This is a genomic window from Novosphingobium sp. PhB165 (genome assembly GCF_004341845.1).
GTDB lineage: Bacteria > Pseudomonadota > Alphaproteobacteria > Sphingomonadales > Sphingomonadaceae > Novosphingobium.
This window is the reverse complement of sequence record NZ_SLVB01000004.1, coordinates 565,696-587,279: the sequence shown is the minus strand read 5'-3', so window position 1 is coordinate 587,279 and position 21,584 is coordinate 565,696. Positions and strand designations below refer to the sequence as shown.

Annotated in this window: 23 protein-coding genes, 1 tRNA gene and 1 pseudogene; 13 read left to right on the top strand and 12 right to left on the bottom strand. The window is 61.3% G+C overall.

What is annotated here, in order from left to right:
- The coding region (locus EDF56_RS26230; RefSeq protein ID WP_207904702.1) for a hypothetical protein at positions 1–427 on the top strand (427 nt) is incomplete at its 5' end.
- A gap of 104 nt (positions 428–531) precedes the next feature.
- Here EDF56_RS26230 and EDF56_RS14435 read toward each other — a convergent pair.
- Positions 532–741, bottom strand: coding sequence for a hypothetical protein (locus EDF56_RS14435; RefSeq protein WP_165912194.1), 210 nt, complete (start codon positions 739–741; stop codon positions 532–534).
- 399 nt (positions 742–1,140) lie between these two features.
- Between EDF56_RS14435 and EDF56_RS14430 the strand changes: the two genes are divergently transcribed.
- Entirely contained in the window at positions 1,141–1,386 is a 246-nt protein-coding gene (locus tag EDF56_RS14430) for a hypothetical protein (RefSeq protein ID WP_132388509.1), read from the top strand.
- A 143-nt stretch (positions 1,387–1,529) separates the two neighbouring features.
- Here the strand turns inward: EDF56_RS14430 and EDF56_RS14425 are convergent, their stop codons facing one another.
- The 3 genes from EDF56_RS14425 to EDF56_RS14415 all read right to left on the bottom strand — a co-directional run bounded on the left by EDF56_RS14425 (position 1,530) and on the right by EDF56_RS14415 (position 4,739).
- On the bottom strand, positions 1,530–2,462 hold the full coding sequence (locus tag EDF56_RS14425; RefSeq protein WP_132388637.1) for a nucleotidyltransferase domain-containing protein: 933 nt from the start codon (positions 2,460–2,462) through the stop codon (positions 1,530–1,532).
- Positions 2,463–2,638: 176 nt separating this feature from the next.
- Positions 2,639–2,878: a sigma-70 region 4 domain-containing protein gene (locus EDF56_RS14420; protein ID WP_165912193.1), complete on the bottom strand. Its 240-nt coding sequence runs from the start codon at positions 2,876–2,878 to the stop codon at positions 2,639–2,641.
- Between the two features lie 58 nt (positions 2,879–2,936).
- Positions 2,937–4,739: a ParB N-terminal domain-containing protein gene (locus tag EDF56_RS14415; protein WP_132388505.1), complete on the bottom strand. Its 1,803-nt coding sequence runs from the start codon at positions 4,737–4,739 to the stop codon at positions 2,937–2,939.
- Positions 4,740–5,379: 640 nt separating this feature from the next.
- On the opposite strand from EDF56_RS14415, the gene EDF56_RS14410 reads away from it, so the two are divergent.
- From EDF56_RS14410 to EDF56_RS14385, 5 genes and pseudogenes are all read left to right on the top strand, one after another.
- On the top strand, positions 5,380–5,781 hold the full coding sequence (locus EDF56_RS14410; RefSeq protein WP_132388503.1) for a hypothetical protein: 402 nt from the start codon (positions 5,380–5,382) through the stop codon (positions 5,779–5,781).
- Positions 5,782–5,915: 134 nt separating this feature from the next.
- Positions 5,916–6,467, top strand: a pseudogene (locus EDF56_RS14405) (SOS response-associated peptidase family protein).
- A 1,574-nt stretch (positions 6,468–8,041) separates the two neighbouring features.
- Positions 8,042–9,040, top strand: a complete 999-nt coding sequence (locus tag EDF56_RS26225; RefSeq protein ID WP_207904701.1) for a hypothetical protein — start codon at positions 8,042–8,044, stop codon at positions 9,038–9,040.
- Positions 9,041–9,152: 112 nt separating this feature from the next.
- Positions 9,153–9,758, top strand: coding sequence for an AbiV family abortive infection protein (locus tag EDF56_RS14390; RefSeq protein WP_132388501.1), 606 nt, complete (start codon positions 9,153–9,155; stop codon positions 9,756–9,758).
- Between the two features lie 52 nt (positions 9,759–9,810).
- Entirely contained in the window at positions 9,811–10,611 is an 801-nt protein-coding gene (locus tag EDF56_RS14385; protein ID WP_132388499.1) for a hypothetical protein, read from the top strand.
- A 90-nt stretch (positions 10,612–10,701) separates the two neighbouring features.
- Here the strand turns inward: EDF56_RS14385 and EDF56_RS14380 are convergent, their stop codons facing one another.
- Together EDF56_RS14380 and EDF56_RS14375 are read right to left on the bottom strand one after the other, a co-directional pair.
- On the bottom strand, positions 10,702–10,959 hold the full coding sequence (locus EDF56_RS14380; RefSeq protein ID WP_132388497.1) for a hypothetical protein: 258 nt from the start codon (positions 10,957–10,959) through the stop codon (positions 10,702–10,704).
- Between the two features lie 13 nt (positions 10,960–10,972).
- Positions 10,973–11,242 carry a hypothetical protein gene (locus EDF56_RS14375; protein WP_132388495.1) on the bottom strand — a complete coding sequence of 90 codons (270 nt, stop codon included), beginning with the start codon at positions 11,240–11,242 and terminating at the stop codon, positions 10,973–10,975.
- Positions 11,243–12,314: 1,072 nt separating this feature from the next.
- On the opposite strand from EDF56_RS14375, the gene EDF56_RS14370 reads away from it, so the two are divergent.
- Positions 12,315–12,695: a hypothetical protein gene (locus EDF56_RS14370; RefSeq protein WP_165912192.1), complete on the top strand. Its 381-nt coding sequence runs from the start codon at positions 12,315–12,317 to the stop codon at positions 12,693–12,695.
- Between the two features lie 139 nt (positions 12,696–12,834).
- On the opposite strand, the gene EDF56_RS14365 is transcribed toward EDF56_RS14370, so the two are convergent.
- From EDF56_RS14365 to EDF56_RS14355, 3 genes are all read right to left on the bottom strand, one after another.
- Positions 12,835–13,377 (bottom strand): DUF2939 domain-containing protein, encoded by a 543-nt coding sequence (locus EDF56_RS14365; RefSeq protein ID WP_165912191.1) that lies wholly within the window; start codon positions 13,375–13,377, stop codon positions 12,835–12,837.
- A 68-nt stretch (positions 13,378–13,445) separates the two neighbouring features.
- On the bottom strand, positions 13,446–14,657 hold the full coding sequence (locus EDF56_RS14360) for an integrase arm-type DNA-binding domain-containing protein (protein ID WP_347812986.1): 1,212 nt from the start codon (positions 14,655–14,657) through the stop codon (positions 13,446–13,448).
- Positions 14,658–14,793: 136 nt separating this feature from the next.
- Positions 14,794–14,884: transfer RNA gene (locus EDF56_RS14355), tRNA-Ser, on the bottom strand.
- A gap of 75 nt (positions 14,885–14,959) precedes the next feature.
- On the opposite strand from EDF56_RS14355, the gene EDF56_RS14350 reads away from it, so the two are divergent.
- From EDF56_RS14350 to EDF56_RS26385, 3 genes are read left to right on the top strand one after another with little or no spacing between them, the layout of a single operon-like run.
- Positions 14,960–15,889, top strand: coding sequence for a peptidylprolyl isomerase (locus EDF56_RS14350; protein WP_132388487.1), 930 nt, complete (start codon positions 14,960–14,962; stop codon positions 15,887–15,889).
- Positions 15,886–16,023: a hypothetical protein gene (locus EDF56_RS26390; RefSeq protein ID WP_243652596.1), complete on the top strand. Its 138-nt coding sequence runs from the start codon at positions 15,886–15,888 to the stop codon at positions 16,021–16,023. The genes EDF56_RS14350 and EDF56_RS26390 overlap by 4 nt, the downstream gene beginning before the upstream one ends.
- Entirely contained in the window at positions 16,023–16,217 is a 195-nt protein-coding gene (locus tag EDF56_RS26385; RefSeq protein ID WP_243652595.1) for a DUF1905 domain-containing protein, read from the top strand. The genes EDF56_RS26390 and EDF56_RS26385 overlap by 1 nt, the downstream gene beginning before the upstream one ends.
- Before the next feature lie 17 nt (positions 16,218–16,234).
- Here EDF56_RS26385 and EDF56_RS14340 read toward each other — a convergent pair whose 3' ends face one another.
- Entirely contained in the window at positions 16,235–18,328 is a 2,094-nt protein-coding gene (locus tag EDF56_RS14340) for a bifunctional (p)ppGpp synthetase/guanosine-3',5'-bis(diphosphate) 3'-pyrophosphohydrolase (RefSeq protein ID WP_132388485.1), read from the bottom strand.
- A 260-nt stretch (positions 18,329–18,588) separates the two neighbouring features.
- Between EDF56_RS14340 and EDF56_RS14335 the strand changes: the two genes are divergently transcribed.
- Positions 18,589–19,098, top strand: a complete 510-nt coding sequence (locus EDF56_RS14335; protein ID WP_165912190.1) for a PilZ domain-containing protein — start codon at positions 18,589–18,591, stop codon at positions 19,096–19,098.
- 15 nt (positions 19,099–19,113) lie between these two features.
- On the opposite strand, the gene EDF56_RS14330 is transcribed toward EDF56_RS14335, so the two are convergent.
- Both EDF56_RS14330 and hemF read right to left on the bottom strand, forming a co-directional pair.
- Complete coding sequence (locus EDF56_RS14330; RefSeq protein ID WP_132388481.1) at positions 19,114–19,491, bottom strand: hypothetical protein; 378 nt, start codon at positions 19,489–19,491, stop codon at positions 19,114–19,116.
- A gap of 342 nt (positions 19,492–19,833) precedes the next feature.
- Positions 19,834–20,709, bottom strand: a complete 876-nt coding sequence (hemF, locus tag EDF56_RS14325; RefSeq protein ID WP_132388479.1) for an oxygen-dependent coproporphyrinogen oxidase — start codon at positions 20,707–20,709, stop codon at positions 19,834–19,836.
- Between the two features lie 59 nt (positions 20,710–20,768).
- On the opposite strand from hemF, the gene pdeM reads away from it, so the two are divergent.
- The gene (pdeM, locus tag EDF56_RS14320) at positions 20,769–21,461 is read left to right on the top strand and encodes a ligase-associated DNA damage response endonuclease PdeM (RefSeq protein WP_132388477.1); all 693 of its coding nucleotides are present in this window, start codon (positions 20,769–20,771) and stop codon (positions 21,459–21,461) included.
- Positions 21,462–21,584: the final 123 nt, after the last annotated feature.

Below are 21,584 nucleotides of genomic sequence, written 5' to 3'. Positions count from 1 at the left end.
TCGCATTATCCAGGCTACTCATCAGTCCCTCCTCATTCAGGAGGGGGCCCAGTTCTATTTGTCGCTACCGGCCCAGTTTTGCATGGCGCCTGACAACCCCATCTGCCATGGTCGATTTTTCAAGCGCACCACGTCAATAATCTGTCGGCAACGCACAGATTATCACGAAGCTCTGGTGAGATCGTTCCCGCACCTACCGCACCGTTTTGCTGGCCAAGGAACGCTGACAAAACCACGCATGAAGAGAGATTTGCGGCATGTGGGGCAGACAATAAGAAAGGAGCGGATACCACCTATCAGAACCCATGCCAGTGCCAGTGGAAGAACCACTACCAACGTCACTTGCGACGAAACACCGACCCTGCTGAGAAGCAGCGGAACTCCCCACATGATCGCGAACAGCGCTATCACCGTCCAGACGATGTGACGGCGACCAGTCAGATACACGCTTTCGGATTTCTCATCTTGCATAACTGCGCGCTAGCTCAGTTCGAAACAGCCGTCATCGAGAAACCAATTTATCCACGCCGTCTAGACAACCAAATTTCGCCTCTCGAAACCACGTCTGAACTTCATGATTTTAACGACGCGGGCGGACGCCTCAGCCACGCATTCTTGCGGATTGATGCTGGTGAGCTGAGCCGGCTCCAGTGACGAGAGCACAGCGTCCGCGCGCGCACTGCCGAAATCGGCATCCAAACGCTCCTGCGCCGCTTGATGCGGTGCGGATTCCGGGGTCATGCCTGCCACCATTCCGGGCAATTCCAGGGCACTCGGGAGGGAGGGAGGGAGAGGCCCGACTGATGCGTCCATCCTATCGGTACAGCAGCCGGAGGATGGAAATGCCGGCGATGAAGCCCGTAATGCGGTTTAGGTGCCACCAGACGTCAGCCGGGAGAGCAGAGTGCCGTCCTCGCCCGCACAAAACCTCGGTCTGGCTCGGGAACGGCACTGTCAATTTCGCCTCAGTGCCAACCGAGAGCTAAAAAATAGATGTGCAGACAAAGAGTTATGGCAAATGGGGTGCCATAGCTTTATCTTGCCTTACGCGACCTAACCGAAACCGCGCTGCCCTCCCGCGTTTGTTCTCCACTTACCGCATCCTTCAGCAAAGCATGAGCTGCGAGGGCGGAACATTTCATGGGCCCGCGGATCGACGCCAAGATGAATCATCGCCTGCGATTGACGGGCGATATAGAGGTCATGCTCGACGTTCTCGCGCCGGCACAAGCCAAGGGTTTTTCGCTCGGGTTTTCAGACGGCACGCTGGTGAGGGAATACGGGATTCCGGGACGTCCGGGCTGCCGATTTGCCATCGCGAGCGAAGGCGCCGCGATGGTCAAATTCGTGCGCTACGGCCTCGATGAAGCGATCGATCCGGGCTGAAAATTCGGCTGCATTACGCTCGCAAACGACGCAGAAACCTCTCCGCCCAAGAAAGCCATCGATGGTGACGACGTGCTGAAAATGACGCTGGATATCGGGATACTGGAGGCCGTCTGCACCGCCCCCAATCAGCCTGCGCGAGGCTACTGCCGGGATAGCCTCTCGGCAGCCGGACGCAGGCTCTCGATCCACTGCAGCGACGCAGCTTCCACCGTATCGCGCAGCTTGCAAACCGCCGCACGGATCGCCTGCAAGTCCTCGATACTGATTTCGTAAGATGAGGAATACCGAGCCTCAACGTAGGCACGCTTTGCAAGCTCGAACCGGCGGCGATCCAGCTTGGTGGCGCGAGGCCAGGCTTCGATCAGGGCCGGTTTCTTATCCTCGGCCAAAGACCGCAGGAACTTCAGGTTGTGGGAGCGCGGCACATACTGGCTGCGAACCAAGAGGTAGCAGATATAGGCCGTTTCTGCCGCCTGATGAAGGTTGAATGCGGCATGTCGTCGATATCTAAGCGGATCGTCATTCCGTGCCAATTGCGTGGCCGCCGTCTCTAGCCAGACATCGATGTCAGGCAATTTTTCGGCCAAGTATTTTGAGGCCATTTCGAAAGCGTCAGCCTTCGTAAGCGGCTGCGGCTGGGCGAGCGCGACACCGGCCAGTTCGTAAAGTGCGATGCCGTCCCGTGCGATATCGACCCAGAAATACTCGCCGCGAGTAAGCCCCCTGTTCACGTCATCCAGCGTGTGAACGATGATGTTCACCTGACGGCCGATGGCCGGATCACGAAGGATCTTGTCCTCGGCAACGTACCAGAATTCGGCGATATCGGTGAGACGCTCGTGGCTGACAATGATGAGCAGATCGTAGTCGGATTGGTAGCCGTTTTCGGGCTCGTCGACCCAGTCGCCGCGTGCATAGCTGCCGAACAGAATGATCTTCTGGACCTTGCCGTTCCGCTTCCACGGCTGCGTGGCGCGCGAAGTCGCGACGGAGAATTCCTCCATCAGAATTTGCGTCGCTCGCGCCAGCTCCTGCTGCTGGATCGAAGGCAGATGGTCTATGTCCATACGCATCAAGGGATTCTCGCTGTGTCCTTGCTCAAGGGCAAGCAAACAATTTGTAGGCTACCGGGTTCTTTAGCGCGGGTGGCAGCCATGGGGCGTTCAACCCATGCCGGGCCCATGAACCGGGATACGAAAACGGCTTGGCCGATCCCGAAGGACCGGCCAAACGCGTTGCCATGGGATGCTCAGACATCCCCCTGGTCATGTCGGATAACGCTTCGTACGAGGGCATTGATGGCGCGCCCCATGTATATATGGACCCGACGTTCGGAGAGCCCCGTCTGGCGAGCGATTTCGCGCATTTCCATGTGATAGACGCATCGGGCGAGGAAGATTTGCCGCTGCATTTGCGGCAGTTCGGCCAGTGCTGCTTCGATGCGTGCCAGCCCCTCTGGATTGGAGGCTTGATCGGATTTCTGTTCCATTTTCATATCTCCCTTGGAGGGAAATCCCGGCCCCACTGCGCGCAGCCGGGCTTCCGGGTCAGGCCGCGTGCGGCAGGTTGTGGGGTTGATCGCCGTCGCCCTTGCTCGTAGCTTCCACCGCCAGCAGCATGGCAATGCGCTGCGACCGCTCGGCACTGCCGACACCTCCGCGCGCAGTGTAAGCCGTGGCCGGAAACGCCATCCATCGCGGTACCCAGCCCTCGACTTTCGCCCGTCCGTGGTCGCCCGCAAGGCAGTCCCGGATGATTGCGCGCTGGACCTTGGTGGCAGCTTTCGCATTCTCGGCGGCGACCGTTTCACCCGCCACTTCGGTCAGCAGCAGCCCCATAACCTCGCGGTCGCGGATACTATCGAGCAAGGCATCGTCCGCCTGCCAGACGGCCGCCATGTCGACGCCCATATGCCGCCCGAGCAGGTCGACAAGACTGGTTCCGACCGCCAGCGTTTCGCCCATGACGACAGCCAGAACGGCCATCACCTGCTCGTCACTGAGCGCAATCAGACGCAGGAGCAGACCGCAAATATCGCCGCCATCCGGATCGCTGCCGGTGACGGTCGGCGTCTCCCCATTCAATCCCAGCAGAGCAAGAACCTGCCGCCGCCCGGTATCGAATGCCGCTTCGGAAACGCAGCCCTCGACGCTTTCTGCCACCGCATCGTTCGGCGCACGCTGATCCTCGATCCGCACATGCCAGAGCGGCGAACCGGCAATCGCATGCGCGGCCATGACCCGGAGCGACAGGCCGGGATCGCCCGCCAGCCTCGCCCGCACTGCCGCATGGCGATGCAGGTCGATGTAACCATTGACCGTATTCGATACCTCGGGGCGAACGGCGTGCTCGATTGCTTCGCCGCGTTCCAGCCGCCGCGCTTCCTTGACGGTGAGATAGCCTTCGTGGATCGTCACATCGCCGCGATGGCCGATAGCGATATAGACCCTGCCGCCTTTCGATTTGGCGACGTGCTCGTACTCCCATGAATGGAAAGACTCGCCGCGCGGCATCACCACGACCTCGGGCCAGCCATGTTCGCGCAGATCCGCCGCCCTGGCCTCGACCGCTTCCATCTGCGCTGCCCAGAAAGCCTCGGAGGAGGCGAAGTAACGCTCGGCGCCGAACAGGTCCGCGACGATCTCGCCTGCGTAGGCCTCGACATCGAACAGGGCCGAAGAGGTCGGGATCGATGCCCCTCCGAACAGCCATGCCTTGAGCGCAAAACCGGTGGGCGTATAGGCGCCGGGGGTATCGAACAGGGCCAGCCATTCGCGCTGCCGGGACCTCGATGCCATGGTGAGATGGCGAAGGGACACGGGATCAATCTTCTCCGAGCGGTAGAGATTGCGCAGGCGCGGGATCAGGTTACCCAGCGCCAGCGTGCGCTTCACCTGCAAGGCGGTCAGCCCGAAGGTGTAGGCCACGTCCTCGACCGACCGCCCTTCCCGCATGAGGCGCACGAACGTCTCGCAGCGGGTCATCTCGTCGGGATCGAGCCGGGCAATGTTCTCGATCAGGGAGGCTTCGAGCGCGGCTGCATCGTCGCCGGGTTCCAGTACCGCGCAGGGCAGGTCCTCAATGCCGTCCCCTTCCTCGGCCAAGGTCAGCGCCGCATGATAGCGCCGCTTGCCTGCAAGGATTTCATAGGCGGGAGCGTGATCGCCGCCCTCACCTTCGCCGCTTAAACCGGCAGCACCACCCGCCAGTTCGCGAACGATGAGCGGCACCAGCACGCCCCGTGCCCGAACCGAGGGCAGGATATTGGCGATATCGCAGGCCTTGCGGGTGCCCCGCATGTTGAGCTCGGAGACCGACAGACGGCCAAGCTCGATGTGCTTCAGTTCCATTGTCCTTCACTCCTTTTCTAACCGCGCATTGGCCGCCGGACGGCGGGGTGGGCGGCAGGAGCGATCCGGCAGGCACGCCGATCGAGGCGCGGTGCACCCGCAGGGCCGGAATGGAATGGAGGAGGCGAGCCTGCTCGCCTTGCACCGCGCCGCGGCGGGCCTAGAGGATGAGCGACGCCCACCCCGCCAGGCCGGAAGGCCAATCAGGCGCCATCGCGCACACGCGCGATGTCTGCTTGCGGGACCGCAGGCCCCGCCCCCTGCAAGGGATCGTCACCCGAAGGGACGAGACGCCGTGAGGCGGCTCGGTCGAGCGCAAGCGAGATAGAGCCCGGCCGCGCGCCGGCGCGCGGGGCAGCCCGACTTTGCCTCATAACTTTCGCGGAAACTGACGCAAAAACCGCCGGGATCCAAACACGGCAACAAGATTGCCTGTTCGATAAGAGCTGCAATGGAAAGCGACCCGCGAGATGCAAAGACGACGAAGCGCCAAAACCGGTAGCCAGTGACGGCGCGAGCGGCCGAGCCCACCCGCCTTACGGTATCCACTCACTGCAACAGTGCATGTGCTTGTGCAGCTGGGCCTGCCGCTTTCAGGGTGTGATTTTGCGGATCCTTACGCCCCCGCGAAGGATATGGTGTGCTACAGTATGCTGGATCCCGATGCGGCGCAATTTCGCAACATGATGTCTGTCCAGCCGATCGTTCGGTTTTCGCCGGCGAGGCGAAAGGAAAAAGCAGCTTCGGCACATACACCGGTTTCAAGCCGTTCTTCGTCGCCGACAGCACAGTTGTAGCACTGGAGAGTGCTGATTTCTCGGCAGCAATGGGCCGCTGTTATGGTAATCACGCAAGCAAGTCAGTGCCGCCAGAGGTAACTGCCCGCACGCTCAAATCGGCCGGTGCCGTTGCATCAAAGGTCCCCTCGACTGGTCCTAGCCGCTTCCCGTATACGGCGCCTGATGGTGTAACGATCACCAACGCCGCCGACGAGGCCAACTGGAAGAAATATCGCACGACACAACCAGACGGTGGTGAGTGAGTGCCATCAAGCATAGGATCCTCGCGGAACTCGCGTAGCTTCGTCGACCGGCAGACCTCGCATTTGCAACCTTTATCAACAGGAAGGCCGGCGCCGAGATCGCCAAGTTGTTCTCCGCCGTCCCCAGCAACGGCGTGGACTTTGCCGCCAAGGTCTATCCGAAATACACCGGACTCGTGATCGCTGACGGAGCGGTCCCCACGATGACGTGGGGCTTCCCCCGGCGCGCGGTGAGCAAGAAGACCGGCAAGCCCCTGAAGCCGGGTGCGACGAACAACGCGCGCGACGACAAGCTTCGAGGCAATCCGGTGTGGCGCGAGAGCTTCCGAGACCGATCCTGCCTGATTCCTGTCAGCGCATCGGCCCAAGCCCAGAGCGCAGCGGGCCGGATGACGCGCACTTGGTATTCGCTGCCTGGCGAGGACCTCGTTGCCGTCGCAGAGATCTGGTAGCCCACCGATGAATGGGGCGACGCCTACTCCATGGTCATGGTGCCGGGCAGCGAGCAGATGGCCGATGTGCATGACCGGATGCCGGCTATCCTCACGCCGGAGGATTGGGCCCGCTGGTCCACTGGCACACCGGACCAGGCGTTCTCGCTGCTGAGGACATGGGAAAGACCGCTGGTTGTCGACCGGACCGACCAGCCATGGCTCAAACGAACCGTCGCGCCCGACCCTATATAAGCAGTCCGCCGAGCCCGCCGGCATTGCGTCGGGCGCCGCAGCCCTGGCCACATTATGCCGTCTCCGGCCGTCTGCCCGGGCATCGTGCCGAGCATGAGGTTGGAGAATTCGAGCAGCGCGGCATCGTCAATTGGCCACGAACCAAACGAGGCATTCTTGAGGGCGCGCTCCACATCATCCACGGAGGCCATGCGCAGGCGTTCTATGTCAGTCATGAGGTCCTCACGGATCGGGAGACACCATTATGCCTGGGGCGATTGTCCACAGAGTCAGCTTAGATCAGCCCAACCTTTTCGCCATACGCCTTTGCGCAGCCGCTTGATATCGGCGCCGCAGCCTGCACACTTGCCGCGAAAGTGCCCGGAACCATCCCATTTCGCATCTCGGCGGTTCGGCTCGTGTCGATTGAATAGGCAGCGCACTGCCTGTGGTAGAATCTGCATGCCGTCACCCCCTAGAGACACGCTCAAATCACCCCGACGCAGTTTTCTGCAAAAGCGATCAACGCGGGCACGTATATCCGACAAATTCAGTGTTAATGGAAGGTTTCGAAACGCTGCGGCGCACAATATTCGTTCGCTGACGCAGTGACGATGCATGGTTATCTCTTGGACTGTTCGCTTCCGGGACACCCTGCAAAAGATGGTCTTGTAGCATCGGAATCGGGAGGATAAGCGGCGGCGGTGCGGCTATTGGCCATCATCACGTCGACAATGGCCCTCGCTTTGTGCGGGGCCCTTCGTCGTGCCTCATTTCGTTACGTGGAAACGCGATGGCAGATCGCAACATTTGCCATCGTCGCGGCACTGATCGAACTGGGCGCCACCGAACGCGGCAATAAGGCAAACCGATTGAGGTTCGCCACCAACGTCGCATGCTCGGCTGCGGCAATAGTCGCGGTGAAATGGCACATCGAGGGCTTATCGCCGCTTATCCTTCGGCTCGTAGCCTAGGCGCCGCCGCACATTATCTCCTGCCTACCAAAGCCTTTGGCACGCCCCTCCGCGATTAACGTTGGTTTAATCCAAAGTCTAAGGGGGGGCTAGGATTGCCTTTGGGCATGACGGGGGTGCTCTTGTTTGGAAGATTGCGCGATAGCTCGGAAGAGCTACTGCACATCGATTTTCTGCGGTTTGTTGCGTCAATCGACATTGTTGTTCTGCATTTCTCGCGATTTTGCTCGGACATGCACAACAGGTCTTGGGCGACCTCGGATCGTTCCGGTTGTTTGTCGACTTGTTTTTCGCGATCTCCGGCTTCGTGATTGCCTGGTTCTATAGCGGAAAGCTCGGCACCCTCCCGGAATATAGGCGCTTCATTCAAAAGCGCGTAGCCCGGCTCTCGCCTTTGCGATGCGACCACGGCGGAGGGGTTATCCGCCGCCAACCTACTCCCAAGGCACATCTGGCCGGAGACGTACGGCCGTTACGCTGACTTTGCTTCAAGAAAGTTGCGACTGCATTCACCGCACAAAGTGTGCTTGAGAAACTCCATCTTCCAGTAGAAACAAAGAACGCATTACTATATCATAGAACTCACGGGGCGCCGTTTCCACTTGTGTGGAGGGCATTCCGATGCGCAAATCAAAGCAAGTATGGGGCCTTGTTTTTCTTCTTCTTTCGGGTGCAGCCCGCGCTACCGAAATCGAGATCACTCAACCGGATGGTCGAGTCACCGTTATTGATCGAGAGGATAATGGCGAGTGGCATACAGTCGACGTTAACACCGACGGGTCAACCACAGAACGCGGTCGAAACGGTGAAGCATGGACCACCGCCGAACTGATTTCCGAGTATGCCGAGCGCGGCTCGTCCATCGATATTGATGGCACCGAGATAACCAGCGATTACCAGCACGGCGACAACCAAGCCAGAACCGAGGACGATCCCGGTACGACCAATGACGTCGACAGCAGTGACGATCCTGGAAAAAGCGATGATCCTGGTCTCAACAATGACCCTGGGACTAGCGATGAGCCCGCTGCGGTCGACGGCAGCGGCAGCGCCGACGAAGGTAGCACCCCCGACGACAGCGGCATGACCAATGACGGCACCTCCCCGGATGACGGAACCAACCCCGACAACGGCGGTAACCCCGATAATGGCGGCAGCACAGATGACGGCGGCGATGATGCCGGCGGCGGCGGTGATGCCGGCGGCGGCGGTGATGCCGGCGGCGGCGGTGATGCCGGCGGCGGCGGTGATGCCGGCCGCGGCGGTGATGCCGGCCGCGGCGGCGGTGATGCCGGCCGCGGCGGTGATGCCGGCGGCGGCGGCGATGGAGGCGGCGGCAGCGATGGAGGTGGCGGCAGCGATGGAGGTGGCGGCAGCGATGGAGGTGGCGGCAGCGATGGAGGTGGCGGCAGCGATGGAGGTGGCGGGGCGGCAGCGATGGAGGTGGCGGCAGCGATGGAGGTGGCGGCAGCGATGGAGGTGGCGGCAGCGATGGAGGTGGCGGCAGCGATGGAGGTGGCGGCAGCGATGGAGGTGGCGGCAGCGATGGAGGCCGGGATTAAATCAGCCGGGATGCGCTTGATCAATCCAGCGAACCAAGTCGCAGGGTCGTATCTCTAGGATTCGAGGTTTTTCTGTTAGACCCAACGTGCCAAAAGCTGCCGACTTTGCACCGCTACCACGGCGGAGGGTGTATCCGCCGCAATGGCCATCAAAAAATTCTGGAGGGAAAGTGCACGAAGACCAGTCGATCACGATCGAGCCGGTGATGGAGAACATCACTCGCCTGGTGGAAGATGCAACGCTTTTGATGGCAAACGATAGATTGCCCAGCGCTTACGTCCTCAGCGTGATTGCGTTGGAGGAGGTCGGCAAGATTGTTCAGATGCGGTGGCAGCATTTGGGGCAAGAGACGACGCGACAAAATCGAACCGGGCATCTCCAAAAGCAGTGGGCAGTCGCTTGCGTACTGATCGCCGACAAACTTCTGCCGTTTTTCAAAGCCATGATCTTGGGCCCAGAGGACCAGAAGGCCCTGGCTATGGCCGAAATGGCCGAAGGCTTCATTAATTCTGATGAGCGACGCTTCTTCGAAGAAGTGATTGCGAAGAATATTGATCGCGGAAAACAGCTTGGGCTTTATGAGGATGAATCAAACGCTCGGGAGGGGCGGACGCGCGACCAGATCGATCACGCTACTATCAAGCAGGTGTCGGACACAATATTGAAGGCATCAGCCCTGCTGGCAAATGACATCATCATGATGGTTTCGAGCGTGCTTTACGAGGTCATGCCGCCGTTTCAGGAAGCAATCCTTCGCGATCGGGACAAGTACTGAATTCGGCGTCTTGCATGGTGAAACGTATATCCGCGTCAATTAAGGAGACCAGATGGGCCGGAAGAAACAGAAGATGGAACGCTTTAAGACAGAACACCCGACCTGCTACTTCTGCGCATCAAATCCGACTGAGAGTGAGGACCATGTTCCATCGCGAGAGTGCTTCCGCGGGCGAGTAGGACCCGAAGGGTTCAGTTTTCCGGCGTGTAAGCGCTGCAATAACAGCGCTGGCAATCTCGAGCAGGTGGTCGCGTTGTACCTGCTGCTTGCGGATCAATCCAATCGCGACATTGATCTGGCACAACTCGGCCGCCTGGTGCTGGGCGTGAAAAACAACAACCCCACTCTTATGCCCAACGTGACCCAGGACGTCAGAGAAGCGCGCCGCCATTTTGCCTCGAAGCAAATGGTCCTCGCGCCCGGATTGACCTACAGCGAGGTCTCGTTGTTGCAGTTGCCTGCTGAAATGACCAAACCGATGGAGTTGTTCACCCGGCGCCTCACCTGTGCACTTTACTACAAGGAAATCGGCAGCCCGCTCCCGCTTGAATTCGATATAGGGACAGCTTGGCTTCCGATTGCTGATCCCAAATCGGTCGAAGTTGCTCAGGCAGCAATGGAACTGTTTCCCGATCTAAGGACGACCAACCGCCGCAACACGGACATCGGAGACCAGTTCACGTACGTCTGGGGTCATCGTGCTGACAGTGGATTATTCGGGTTCACTGCTCAGGTTGCGGGCGCTTTTCTAGTCTTTGGCGCTTGCGTCCCCCAAGGAATGGCAGACAGCGTGGTGAGGTGGAAGTCTCACCGTGTGGACGTCGAAATGGTAGAAGCACTCGCTCAGGCTTAGGGGCCCTGCAGAGAAAGCCCGATGGTTCAATCCATTGCCACAAAAGTGTCTAACGATCCGCCGCGGCTCCTGCCCCGGCGGATCAAGTTTTCATTCAGCCGACACGGCACCGTCCCCATAAACGGAAACAACCATTTCGTTGTCTTTCAGATCACTGAAGCCGATCGGAACGCCACGGTAGTGCATAGTAAGCCATTCACTGACGTCATATTCGTCAGAATTGTCCATGTATTCACCGATTTCGGCCCAATGCGCGTTGCGAATGCGAAGCTCGATAACATTCGTGCCGTTGCTTTCAGCATCGGCCAAAATGCGATCAAACGTACCAATTAAATCAACAATTCTCATATTCCCCCCTGCGTCAGGCCTTGCGAACCAGTCGACGGATTGCCTCAGGGCGCCCGATCTGGCCGTCCTGACATGCGCGCCAAGCATCAATCGCGTCAAGTTGAGCGCGGTTCATCCGCACGCTCACTTCTTCGCTGCCGACCTTCGGTCGTCCCATGATCGACTTTTTACGCGTATTAACATAGCCGCCGCCGAGGCTTTCATCGCAGCATTTCCAGAACATGGGTTCGATGTTGCCGAAATAATCTTTGCCGACACCGGGATCGTCCACGTCGATCGCCACCTGGCGCTGGCGCCGCACACGCCTGTGACGGCCTGCCTCCTGACGCTGGAGAATTCCTGATGTCCGACGTTCGTAACTCTCGAGGTCTCAGCAAGTGAGCAATCAGGACCGGCTTTCCGATGGCCGCCCATCAATCGATGGCCATGCCTACTTCGTCATCGGCGACGGATCTCTGATCCCGAAGGTACAGTCATGGGCGGACTCGGCCGCATCGCCGAAGCGCGTCCGATTGAGCAGATCCCTGCGCTGCCCTCGGATCACTTGGCGGGTCGGCAGGCCTGCAGAGGGGCATGGATGAAAACGTCCCGGCTTACCGACAGCCGAAGTCCTGCCCCCCCTCCGCTTTGGAAGAAAGAGACCACCTGTTGGACTCATCCGCCAGACTGTGGAACCGAAATCTCGCCAAAAACTTGTCATCAAAATACCCATTAAGGGTGATCTTTAGACGAATCGATTTGCGGGTTTTCAGTCAGAAATTTTGCACTGCAGCAAATTGTAACCTTGTGTTAATGTTAAATTTGTTCAGCTTACAGGCCGACGCTGATCGCTCTGCAGAAATCCGCGTCGGAGCTATTTGAGAATGTCTCGAAAGGATAGTCGCATGCAGATGTTCCCGCAGGCAGTGCGATGCCTTTTGAACCGTCACGAGCCCGTTCGCCATGATGCCAAATGGGACATCTCGGGCCATTATCTGAGCACGTGCGCAAGCTGCGGCACGAGCATCAAGCGTCTGCGCAAGGGCGTGTGGCGCAGGGACGAGGCGCACCCTCACTGACACAGCGGGGCCCAGGAACTCCGACGGCCACTCAGCAAGCTTCTTTCCGCAGCCCAAGCCGCTTCGCTAGAGGCGAGTCCTGCAACATTTCCTCTGCATCCAGATCGCGAACGAATCAGCCATGCTGATCGCTGCTCCCGACCATTTTGCTGCAAATTTTCCGCGCAAAAAACGAAGCGCCCCTCAGGAAATCGAGCCTGAATAGTCCCTTATCGCAAATAATGACACATTTAATATTGCGATGAGCGGGTGTATTATGGCGACGAATCGAGGGGAATAAAAGTGAACGGAGCGGATTTGAAGATCAGGATCGAGCGGCTTGCCGACGGCGAGCTTCTCGGGCAGGTCGCAGACGACACCTCTTCGAACCCATGGGTCCGAACAGGGGCGGAAGTTCGCTTATATTTGAACGAGCCGGGCACCGTATTCAGAAGTCCGGACACTCTCGGTATCGGCCGGGTCTATGAGGACCGCGTGGAAGTCGACATGATCCTTCCGCCTTCCGTCATAAACAGGCTGCTCACGCAGTTGTCCGACGGAAAACAGGCCTGTCTCGGCCTCGATACCCACGAGACCGGCGAATACACATTTCGCGTGCTGTCCTGCACGAGCCAATCCGCGCGACAAGAGAGCAAACCGGCTTCGAGATACGCGGCAGCAGCCAAGCACGCGGCATAAGCGATCTTCTACAAAGATCGGCTCGAAGGTTCTGGCATCTGGAGAAGACGGGGGCGAAGCGAGGCCGGGAACACCGAAACGCTCCCGCCCCTCCGCCCAATCCAATAAGCTGGCAAACGCTACGCCGAGGCGCCTCGCATCAATTGCCCGCCTGCGTTTTGTCTGCCGGCGCAGGCACTTCGATATCCACCAGCTCCCATCCCAGGCCATCGCGCTTGAAGATGAGCGTCGGCGCCTTTTCGCCGTCCCGTGCCTTCGGATGCGCCGTGAAGCGGTCCAGCCCTCGCCGCTCGATCTGCCACTGGGCCTCTTCACCCTTGGTCTGATCGGCTACCGGCTGCCCCGGAGTCTTCATCTTCCCGCTTTCGACCATGACCTTGATGCCTTCGGGCGAAACGGCACCATCGATCATGGGATCGATGATAGCGCCCGCAAAAGCCATGCCCATCGCGGCGAAGGGATTGTCCTTCTCCTTCGCCAGTTCGGCGGTCACCATCGCGCGCATCTGGCTCTTCAAGGATTCGCGAATGGCCGGAAAATCGACACGCTCGCGCAATTCGTCCTTGTCGCCCGCCAGCGCCGCGTCGCGCAGCCCCTTCATCGCCAGACCGGGCGACAACCAGTACCAGCCACCGGCCGCGACGACGATCGCGGCTACAACCGCCAAAACAGCTTTCTTCAACTGAGCCCCCGTTCAATGTTTCGAAAACGGCTAAGTGAAGCGCTATCCCACTGTCTACAGGGATTTTTTCACTCTTCGTGATCCAGATCACTTTCGCTGGCGGAAGCGGACGCATCCAATCTGCCACTATCGTTCTGACAACAGAACGCGGCCCAATCATCCATCATGATCCGCCGCTTCTGGAGCAGATTGCCGCGCCGGTAGGCGGCTTCGGTCTTGTCCTTCACGAGATGCGCCAGCGCGGCTTCGGCGACATCTCCGGGATGCTGGGTCTCTTCGCTGACCCAGTCCCGGAAGGACGAGCGAAATCCGTGAACCGTGCAGGTCTGCTTCATGTCCCTGAGGAGCTGGGTTAGGGTCATATTGGAAAGCGGTGCATTGCGCCGAAGGCCCGGAAACAGAAGCGGGCAGCGCGGATGGCGCAATTCGGCGCATCGCTCAAGAATCCGGATTGCGGGTGTGGAGAGCGGCACCACGTGCTCGCGCTGCGCCTTCATGCGCTGTTTGGGGATCGTCCAGAGCTTCGCCTCCAGATCGATCTCGTCCCAGGTGGCGCCTCGCACCTCGCCGGACCGGGCCGCCGTCAGGATGGCAAAGTGCAATGCGAATCTACCGTACGATTCGCGCGCGCTAAGTTTGACTAGGAACGCAGGCACCCTGTCATAATCCATGGCCTCGAAGTGATTGTCCTTTTTGGGCTGCCGGGGCAGGCCCTTGGAGATCGCCCGCATCGGCGCTTCGCTATCCCGGTACCCTGAGGCATAGGCCCAATCCAGCACGGTGCCGATACGCTGCCGGACGCGCCGGGCCGTTTCCGGCTTCGAGAGCCAGATTGCCATCAGCACTTCGCGAATCATGGGCCCGGTGATTTCGCTGACTTTCACGTTCCCGAGGCGCGGAAAGGCATAGACCTCGAGCGTCGTCATCCACTGGGCTTCGTGCTTTTCGTTTCGCCAGGTCTTGCGAAGCGCCGCTATCACCTGCCCAGCCATTAGTCGAAAGGTCGGAACGCCCTCCGCTTTTTGTCTCTCGAGAATCGGATCGAGCCCCATCTCCACCCAGGTGCGAATTTCGGCGGCTCGCTCGCGCGCCAGCGCGAGGGGGACCTTTGTCGCGCTGCCGAGGCCGAAATCGCGGCGCGTGCCGTTCTTTTGGACCCGACACAGCCAGCTCTTGGTCCCGCTTGGTTGCACGACCAGAAAGAGACCGTCGCCGTCGCCCCATCGGCCGGGGCGGGTAATGGATTTCACAGCTGCCGCAGAGAGTTTTCCCATAGCCATTTTTCCCACACTTCTTATCAAGTTACCAATCGGTCACCGATGGACAGAGAAGGACGCGTGGGGACGCGAATCGCTCGTAACGCTCTAGGAACGTGGAGCTTTTTTGATTCGCTTTGGATTTGGCTGGATCAGCCAGTGGCGGAGCGGGAGGGATTCGAACCCTCGATACGCTTTTGGCGTATACTCACTTTCCAGGCGAGCGCCTTCGACCACTCGGCCACCGCTCCGCATGCACTGGAGACGCGCGCCCTAGCGTGGGATGCGGGCTTTCGCAAGCGTTCCTAGCATGCCAAGACCCACTCATGCGCAAATTCCTTTTGGCCGCCGTGCTTTCCGCCGCTTTTTCCGCCCCGCCGATCGCTGCGGAGGCGCCGAAACTGCTCACGCCCAGCGATATCGTCGCCAGTTCCCCAGCCTCCGACTGGCGCCGGATCGCGCCGAAGGACCTCCTCGTCATGGACCTTGCACCCGATGCCGCCGGAAAGCCGCGCCGGGTGGTGATCCAGCTGATTTCCGCGCCTTTCTCGCAAGGTTGGGTGGACAATATCCGCAAGCTTGTGGCCGCGCGCTGGTATGACGGGATCGCCGTCGTGCGCGTGCAGGATAACTATGTCGCGCAGTGGGGCGATCCCGATGGCGAAGTTGCGGGAAAAGCGAAGGCACTGCCGGCGGGTCTGAAGGTCATGAAGGACGGTGATTACGCCGTTGCGGATAAGTCGGTCGTGGCGGCCTATTCCGCCGGTGCGAAGCTGAAGGACAGCTATGCCTCGGTGGCTTCGTTCCGGGACGGATGGCCGTTCGCCGGGTCTTTGCAGGCGATCTGGCCTATCCATTGCTATGGCGCGGTGGGTGTCGGCCGCAATCTCTCGCCCGATGCCGGCACGGGCGCCGAGCTTTATGCCGTGATTGGGCATGCCCCGCGCCAGCTCGACCGCAATGTTGCCGTGGTTGGCCGCGTGATCGAGGGCATCGAGAATCTCTCCGCCCTGCCGCGCGGGACGGGACCGCTGGGCTTCTATGAAGACCCGGCGCAGCGCGTGAAACTGGTCTCTGTCCGCATGGGCGACGAGGTGCCCGGCCTGCCCCCCTACGAATATCTTTCGACCGAGAGCCAGAGCTTCGCCGCCTACGCCGGTAAGCGAGCCAACCGGAAGGACGATTTCTATATTCAGCCGGCCGGCGGCGTGGACATCTGCAACCTGCCCGTGCCGATCCGCGTCGTGAAGCCGTGACCGGCGCGCTTCATACCGAGCATGTCACGCATACCGGTCCGCTCTGGCGCTGGACTGGCGGTGCGAACGGCGGCACCTGGCACTTCTCACCATCGACGGAGCCGCTGGTGAGGCGCTTTCGGGCACGGCGCTGATGCGCAAGGTTGAAGGGCAGTCCCGCGGCTTCGGTTCGCTCAAGGTCAAGGCGCGGATCGGCGGGACCGTGTTTGCCACCTCGGTCTTCCCCAGCAAGGCGGACGGAGGCTGGCTATTGCCCGTCAAGGCCAGCGTGCGGCGCGCCGAGAGCCTTGCCGAAGGCGACGACGTGGAGGTCTCGCTCGAATTCTGAGCGAGACCTCCACGTCTTCAGATGCGTTCGGCGTTCGCCACGGCCTCGCTCGCGCGCAGGGCGCCGACGATTCGGGTGAGGTGCGCAAGATCGTTCACTTCCAGATCGACGATGTAGGTACCGAACGGCTCGTCGCGCTGGATCATCTGCAAGTTGGTGACATTGGCACGGTTGGAGGCGAGGATCTGCGTCACTTCGGCCAGCGTGCCCGGCCGGTTGTAGAGGACCAACTGCAAGTGGCCGACCGCGCCGGTGGTGCGTTCGCCCCATGACAAGTCCAGCCAGTCCGCATCGACGCCGTTGGCGAGCGTCAGGCAGTCGATGGTGTGGACTTCAACCTTGTGGTCGGGGCGGCGCAGGCCCACGATGCGGTCGCCGGGAACCGGGTGGCAGCAGGATGCCAGTTCGAAGCCCACGCCCGGCGTAAGCCCCCGGATCGAGATCGCGCGTTCGACGCGGGTCCATTCGGGCTCGTCAGGCAGTTCGGCCGTGCTGCCGGGCATCAGCGCTTCCATGACCTGCCGGTCGGTCAGCCGCGCCGAGCCGACCGCGAACAGCAGGTCTTCCTCGTCACGCATATCGAGGCGCTGGATCGCGCCGTCGATCGCCTTCTTGCCGATGCGGGCAGGCAGGCGCCCGGCGATCTCGTCCAGCAGCTTGGCACCGATCTCGGCGACTTCAGCGCGTTCCTTGGCGCGCACCGCGCGGCGGATCGAGGCCCGCGCCTTGCCGGTGACGACGAAGCCCAGCCATGAAAGCTGCGGCTCCGAACCGGGGCTCTTGATGATCTCCACCACGTCACCGTTCGACAAGCGTGTGCGCAGCGGCATGTGCCGCCCGTTGATCTTCACGCCGACCGCCGCATTGCCGAGATTGGTGTGCACCGCATAGGCGAAGTCCACCGCGGTCGAGCCCTTGGGAAGCTGGAACAGCGCGCCCTTGGGCGTGAAGGCGAAGATGCGGTCCTGGTAGATCGCCATCTTCGTGTGTTCGAGCAGTTCCTCGGCATCGTGGCTGGCATCGACGATCTCGATAAGGTCGCGCAGCCAGCCCACTTGCCCGTCGGGGCGCGAGCCACCCTGTTTGTAGGCCCAGTGCGCGGCAAGGCCGAACTCGTTGGTGCGGTGCATCTCCCGGGTGCGGATCTGCACTTCGACGCGCATCGAATTCTCGTAGATCAGCGAGGTGTGGAGCGACTGGTAGCCGTTCGACTTGGGCGTCGAGATATAGTCCTTGAAGCGCCCCGGGATCGATTGCCAGGTCGTGTGCAGCACGCCGAGCGCCTTGTAGCATTCCTCGACCGAATCGGTGAGCACGCGGAAGGCCATGATATCGGTGATCTGCTCGAACGTGACATGGCGCTCGGCCATCTTGTGCCAGATCGAATAGGGATGCTTCTCGCGGCCGGAGACTTCGACGTTGAGCCCGGCCTCGGTCAGCGCCTGCTTGACCGACAGCGCGATGGCATCGACATGGCCGCCTTCCTGATTGCGGATCTGCGCAAGGCGGCCGGTGATCGTGGCATAGCCTTCCGGCTCCAGCTGCTCGAAGGCGAGCAACTGCATCTCGCGCATATATTCGTACATGCCCACGCGCTCGGCGAGCGGGGCGTAGATATCCATGGTCTCGCGGGCGATGCGGCGGCGCTTGTCCTCCTTCTTGATGTAATGGAGGGTGCGCATGTTGTGCAGCCGGTCGGCCAGCTTCACCAGCAGGACGCGCAAGTCCTCGCTCATGGCGAGCAGGAACTTGCGCAGGTTTTCCGCCGCACGCTCGTTCTCGGTCATCACCTCGATCTTGGAGAGCTTGGTGACGCCGTCCACCAGCCGCGCAACGTCGGGGCCGAACAGCTTCTCGATCTCCTCGATCGTCGCCAGCGTATCCTCCACGGTATCGTGGAGCAAAGCGGTGATGATGGTCTGGGGGTCGAGCTTCAGCTCGGTCATCAGGCCCGCGACTTCTACCGGATGGCTGAAGTAGGGATCGCCCGAGGCACGTTTCTGGCTGCCATGCTTCTGTACGGTGTAAACGTAAGCACGGTTGAGCAAGGCCTCATCGGCCTGGGGTGCGTATTCCTTGACGCGTTCGACGAGTTCATATTGGCGCAGCATTTGCTACAGCATGTCAGGATTTTTCGCGGCGCGGCAAGGGGCAGATGCTGCGAATGCAACATTTGCAAGCGCGCAGACCGGAGAACATACCCCCGGATCGCACAAGGCACCAATCGTTTGCATGAGGAAACTGCGCAGCGTTTGCTTAAATTGACGTGAATTCGCCCTCCCCCATGCTCCATCAGGACAGAAGCCAAGCCGCCTTCATGGACGCCTGCGACAGGGATGTCCGGGGCCGCCGCTCCTGCAAGGAGGCCGAGATGGGGAACAGCCTGGACATGGCAATCTACGCCGCAATCCTGGGCATGAGCGACGACGAGCTGCTTACCGCGTCATTCCTGCCGGAAGCCGATGACGAACACGACGATCGCGGCCATCGCTACCCGCGCGCACCGCGACTGCGCACCTTGATCCGTGCCAGCCTGATCGCCGATCACGGTACGGGCAAGAGCGGGGAACCGATGGAGGAGTTGACGCTCGTCCGCAATGTCTCGGAGCGCGGCATGTGCCTCGTCCTGCGCGGAACCGCGCCGCATGCGGGCGACATGGTCTACGTGCGCCTGCCCACCAATCAGGAATTTCGCGGTCAGGTGCGCTGGAGCGACGGACGTGCCTGCGGCATCCAGCTTTTCGAGAAACTCGATGTCGAAGCGCTGGTCGTGACCACGCAGCGCCGCAATGCCCCTCTGACACGCATGTTCAATGGACGGCACGACGAACCGCTGGTGGCTCCGCCCAGCATGCCGGCCCAGCCGATGCGCGCCTGCTGAAAGGCCCCGCCTGGATCAGCTATACGAGAAGGCCGTCACCACGCCGTGGCGCGTGTCGCACTTGAACGTCTTCTTCTTCATCTTGATCGAGCCGTCCTTCTGACGGATCGCGACATCGACTTCCGCACGCACCGAGGCGCGTCCGTCGCTCTTCTTGTCGGTATCCTCGACCTTTTTCATGCTGACGTCGGCCGCCCCCAGCTTGTCTCCGCGCGACTTGCCCTCGGCCATGCAGGCGGCGACGGCCTGATCGCGGGCATCGGCATCGGCTGCCATAGCGGGAGGCGCAGCGGGTGCGGGAGCGGGATCCTGGCTCCACGCCTTGCTCACCACCGCAAACCCGAGCACCAGCACATTGGCGCTTGCAAAGAATTTCCACGATGGGTTGGACATCGCCGTCTCCTGCCATCGACGCCCCCGCATCATCGCGGGGCCATCGAGAGGATAGCGTGGAGGCAAAATCGCACCGGCCCCATTGGGGCGAATCCGCACATGCCCACAGGGAAAACCCTAGGCGGTCAATGCATGAACGGATGACCGCGATAGCAATGGCGAGCCGCCGGTTTCACCTGTTCGCCGCCCCCGCGCAGGCGGGGGCCCGCTTTCTCGAAACCCCACCTACCGCACCAAGGAAGCGGGATCCCCGCCTACGCGGGGATGACGAGTTCCGGGCCAGCGTTCACGCTGTGAACAATTCCTGCGCCGCCCGCCGAGTCGATGCGCCCCGCTGCCTGCTCAGCTCCAGGTCGCCTCTGGCGGCAGGCTCATCAGGATGGCGTCGATATTGCCGCCGGTCTTGAGCCCGAACAGCGTGCCCCGGTCGTAGACGAGGTTGAATTCGGCATAGCGACCGCGCCATTCGAGCTGGCGGACCTTATCCTCGGCCGTGAATTCCATTCCCATGCGCCGCCGCACAAGGCGCGGGAAAACGGCGAGGAACGCCTCGCCCACCGCGCGGGTGAAGGCGAAGTTCGCCTCCCACGCGTCCTCATCGGCGCATTCGAGGTGGTCGTAGAAGATCCCGCCGACGCCGCGATGGACCTTGCGGTGGGGGATGTAGAAGTAATCGTCCGCCCAGGTCTTGTAGCGATCGTGGTCCGCCCCATGCGCGTCGCAGGCGGCCTTCAGCTCGGCATGGAACTCGGCGGTGTCTTCGTCATAGGGGATCGGCGGGTTGAGATCGGCGCCGCCGCCGAACCAGGCCTTGGTCGTCGTCAGGAACCGCGTGTTCATGTGCACGGCGGGCACATGCGGATTGGCCATGTGTGCAACAAGGCTGATGCCGGTGGCCGAAAAGGCATTCTGCTCGGCCGAAGCGCCATTGATCGTGCCCGCGAAGTCCTTCGACAGCGATCCGACGACGGTGGAGACGTTGACGCCGACCTTTTCGAAGATCTTGCCCTTCATCAACCCGCGCGTGCCCCCTCCGGTTTCGGCGCCGGTCTCGCCCTCTTCACCGCCCTCGACCGCCGCGCGCTTCCACGGCGTATATTCGAAGCATGCCGTAGAGCCAGCCTCGCGCTCGATCGCTTCGAACTCGGCGCAGATCATGTCGCGCAGGGTTTCGAACCATTGGCGGGCGCGGTCGGTACGGGCGGTCCAGTCGGTCATTCAATCTCCCCTTCCGCCGGGCGCTTGCCAAATCGGGCGGCCTGCGGCAAGGGAAAGCCATGGTTCCCTTTTCGTTCTGCGCGCAGGAGATCTGTCTGGTGCCTGCCCCGGCAGGGCGCGGCGCGGCGCTCTACTGGCCGCGCGAGCAGGCGCTGCTGGTAGCCGATCTCCATCTCGAAAAGGCCAGCTACTTCGCAAAGACCGGGCAGATGCTGCCGCCCTACGACAGCCGCGAGACGCTGGAGCGGCTTGCACTGGCCGTGCGGCAGACCGGAGCGCGGCGGGTCTTTGCGCTGGGAGACAATTTCCATGACAGCGCCGGGACCGAGCGGCTCGACGCCCATTCGGCGGGAATGCTTTCGGCACTGACGCGCGCGCTCGACTGGGTCTGGATCACCGGCAATCACGACCCGGTGCTGGCCCTGTCCATCGGCGGCACCCGGGTTGAAGAGATCGCCGTCGAAGGCATCGCGCTGCGCCATGAGGCGAAGCCGGGCACGCGCGAGCCCGAACTGTCCGGCCATTTCCACCCGCGCCTCGTGGTCCATGCGCGCGGCCGCCGGATTGCCCGCCCTTGCGTGGTGCATGGCGGAAACCGGCTGATCCTGCCCGCTTTCGGTGCGCTCACGGGCGGAATGGACGCTGCCGATCCGGCGATCCTCTCGGCCCTTCAGCCCGCCATCGAGATCGACGCGCTGGTGGCCGCGAAGGACAAGCTCCTGCGCTATCCCCTCTGGCGCGCGGCCGCATAGATCGGACCCTGCACGGGTGCGCAAAAAACGCTGAAAACGCCTCTCGCCACTCTTTCAAATCGGGTCCGACTACCTATATCCGACTAGGCCGTTTTCTGCGGCCGGGGCGTCCTGTAGATTTCC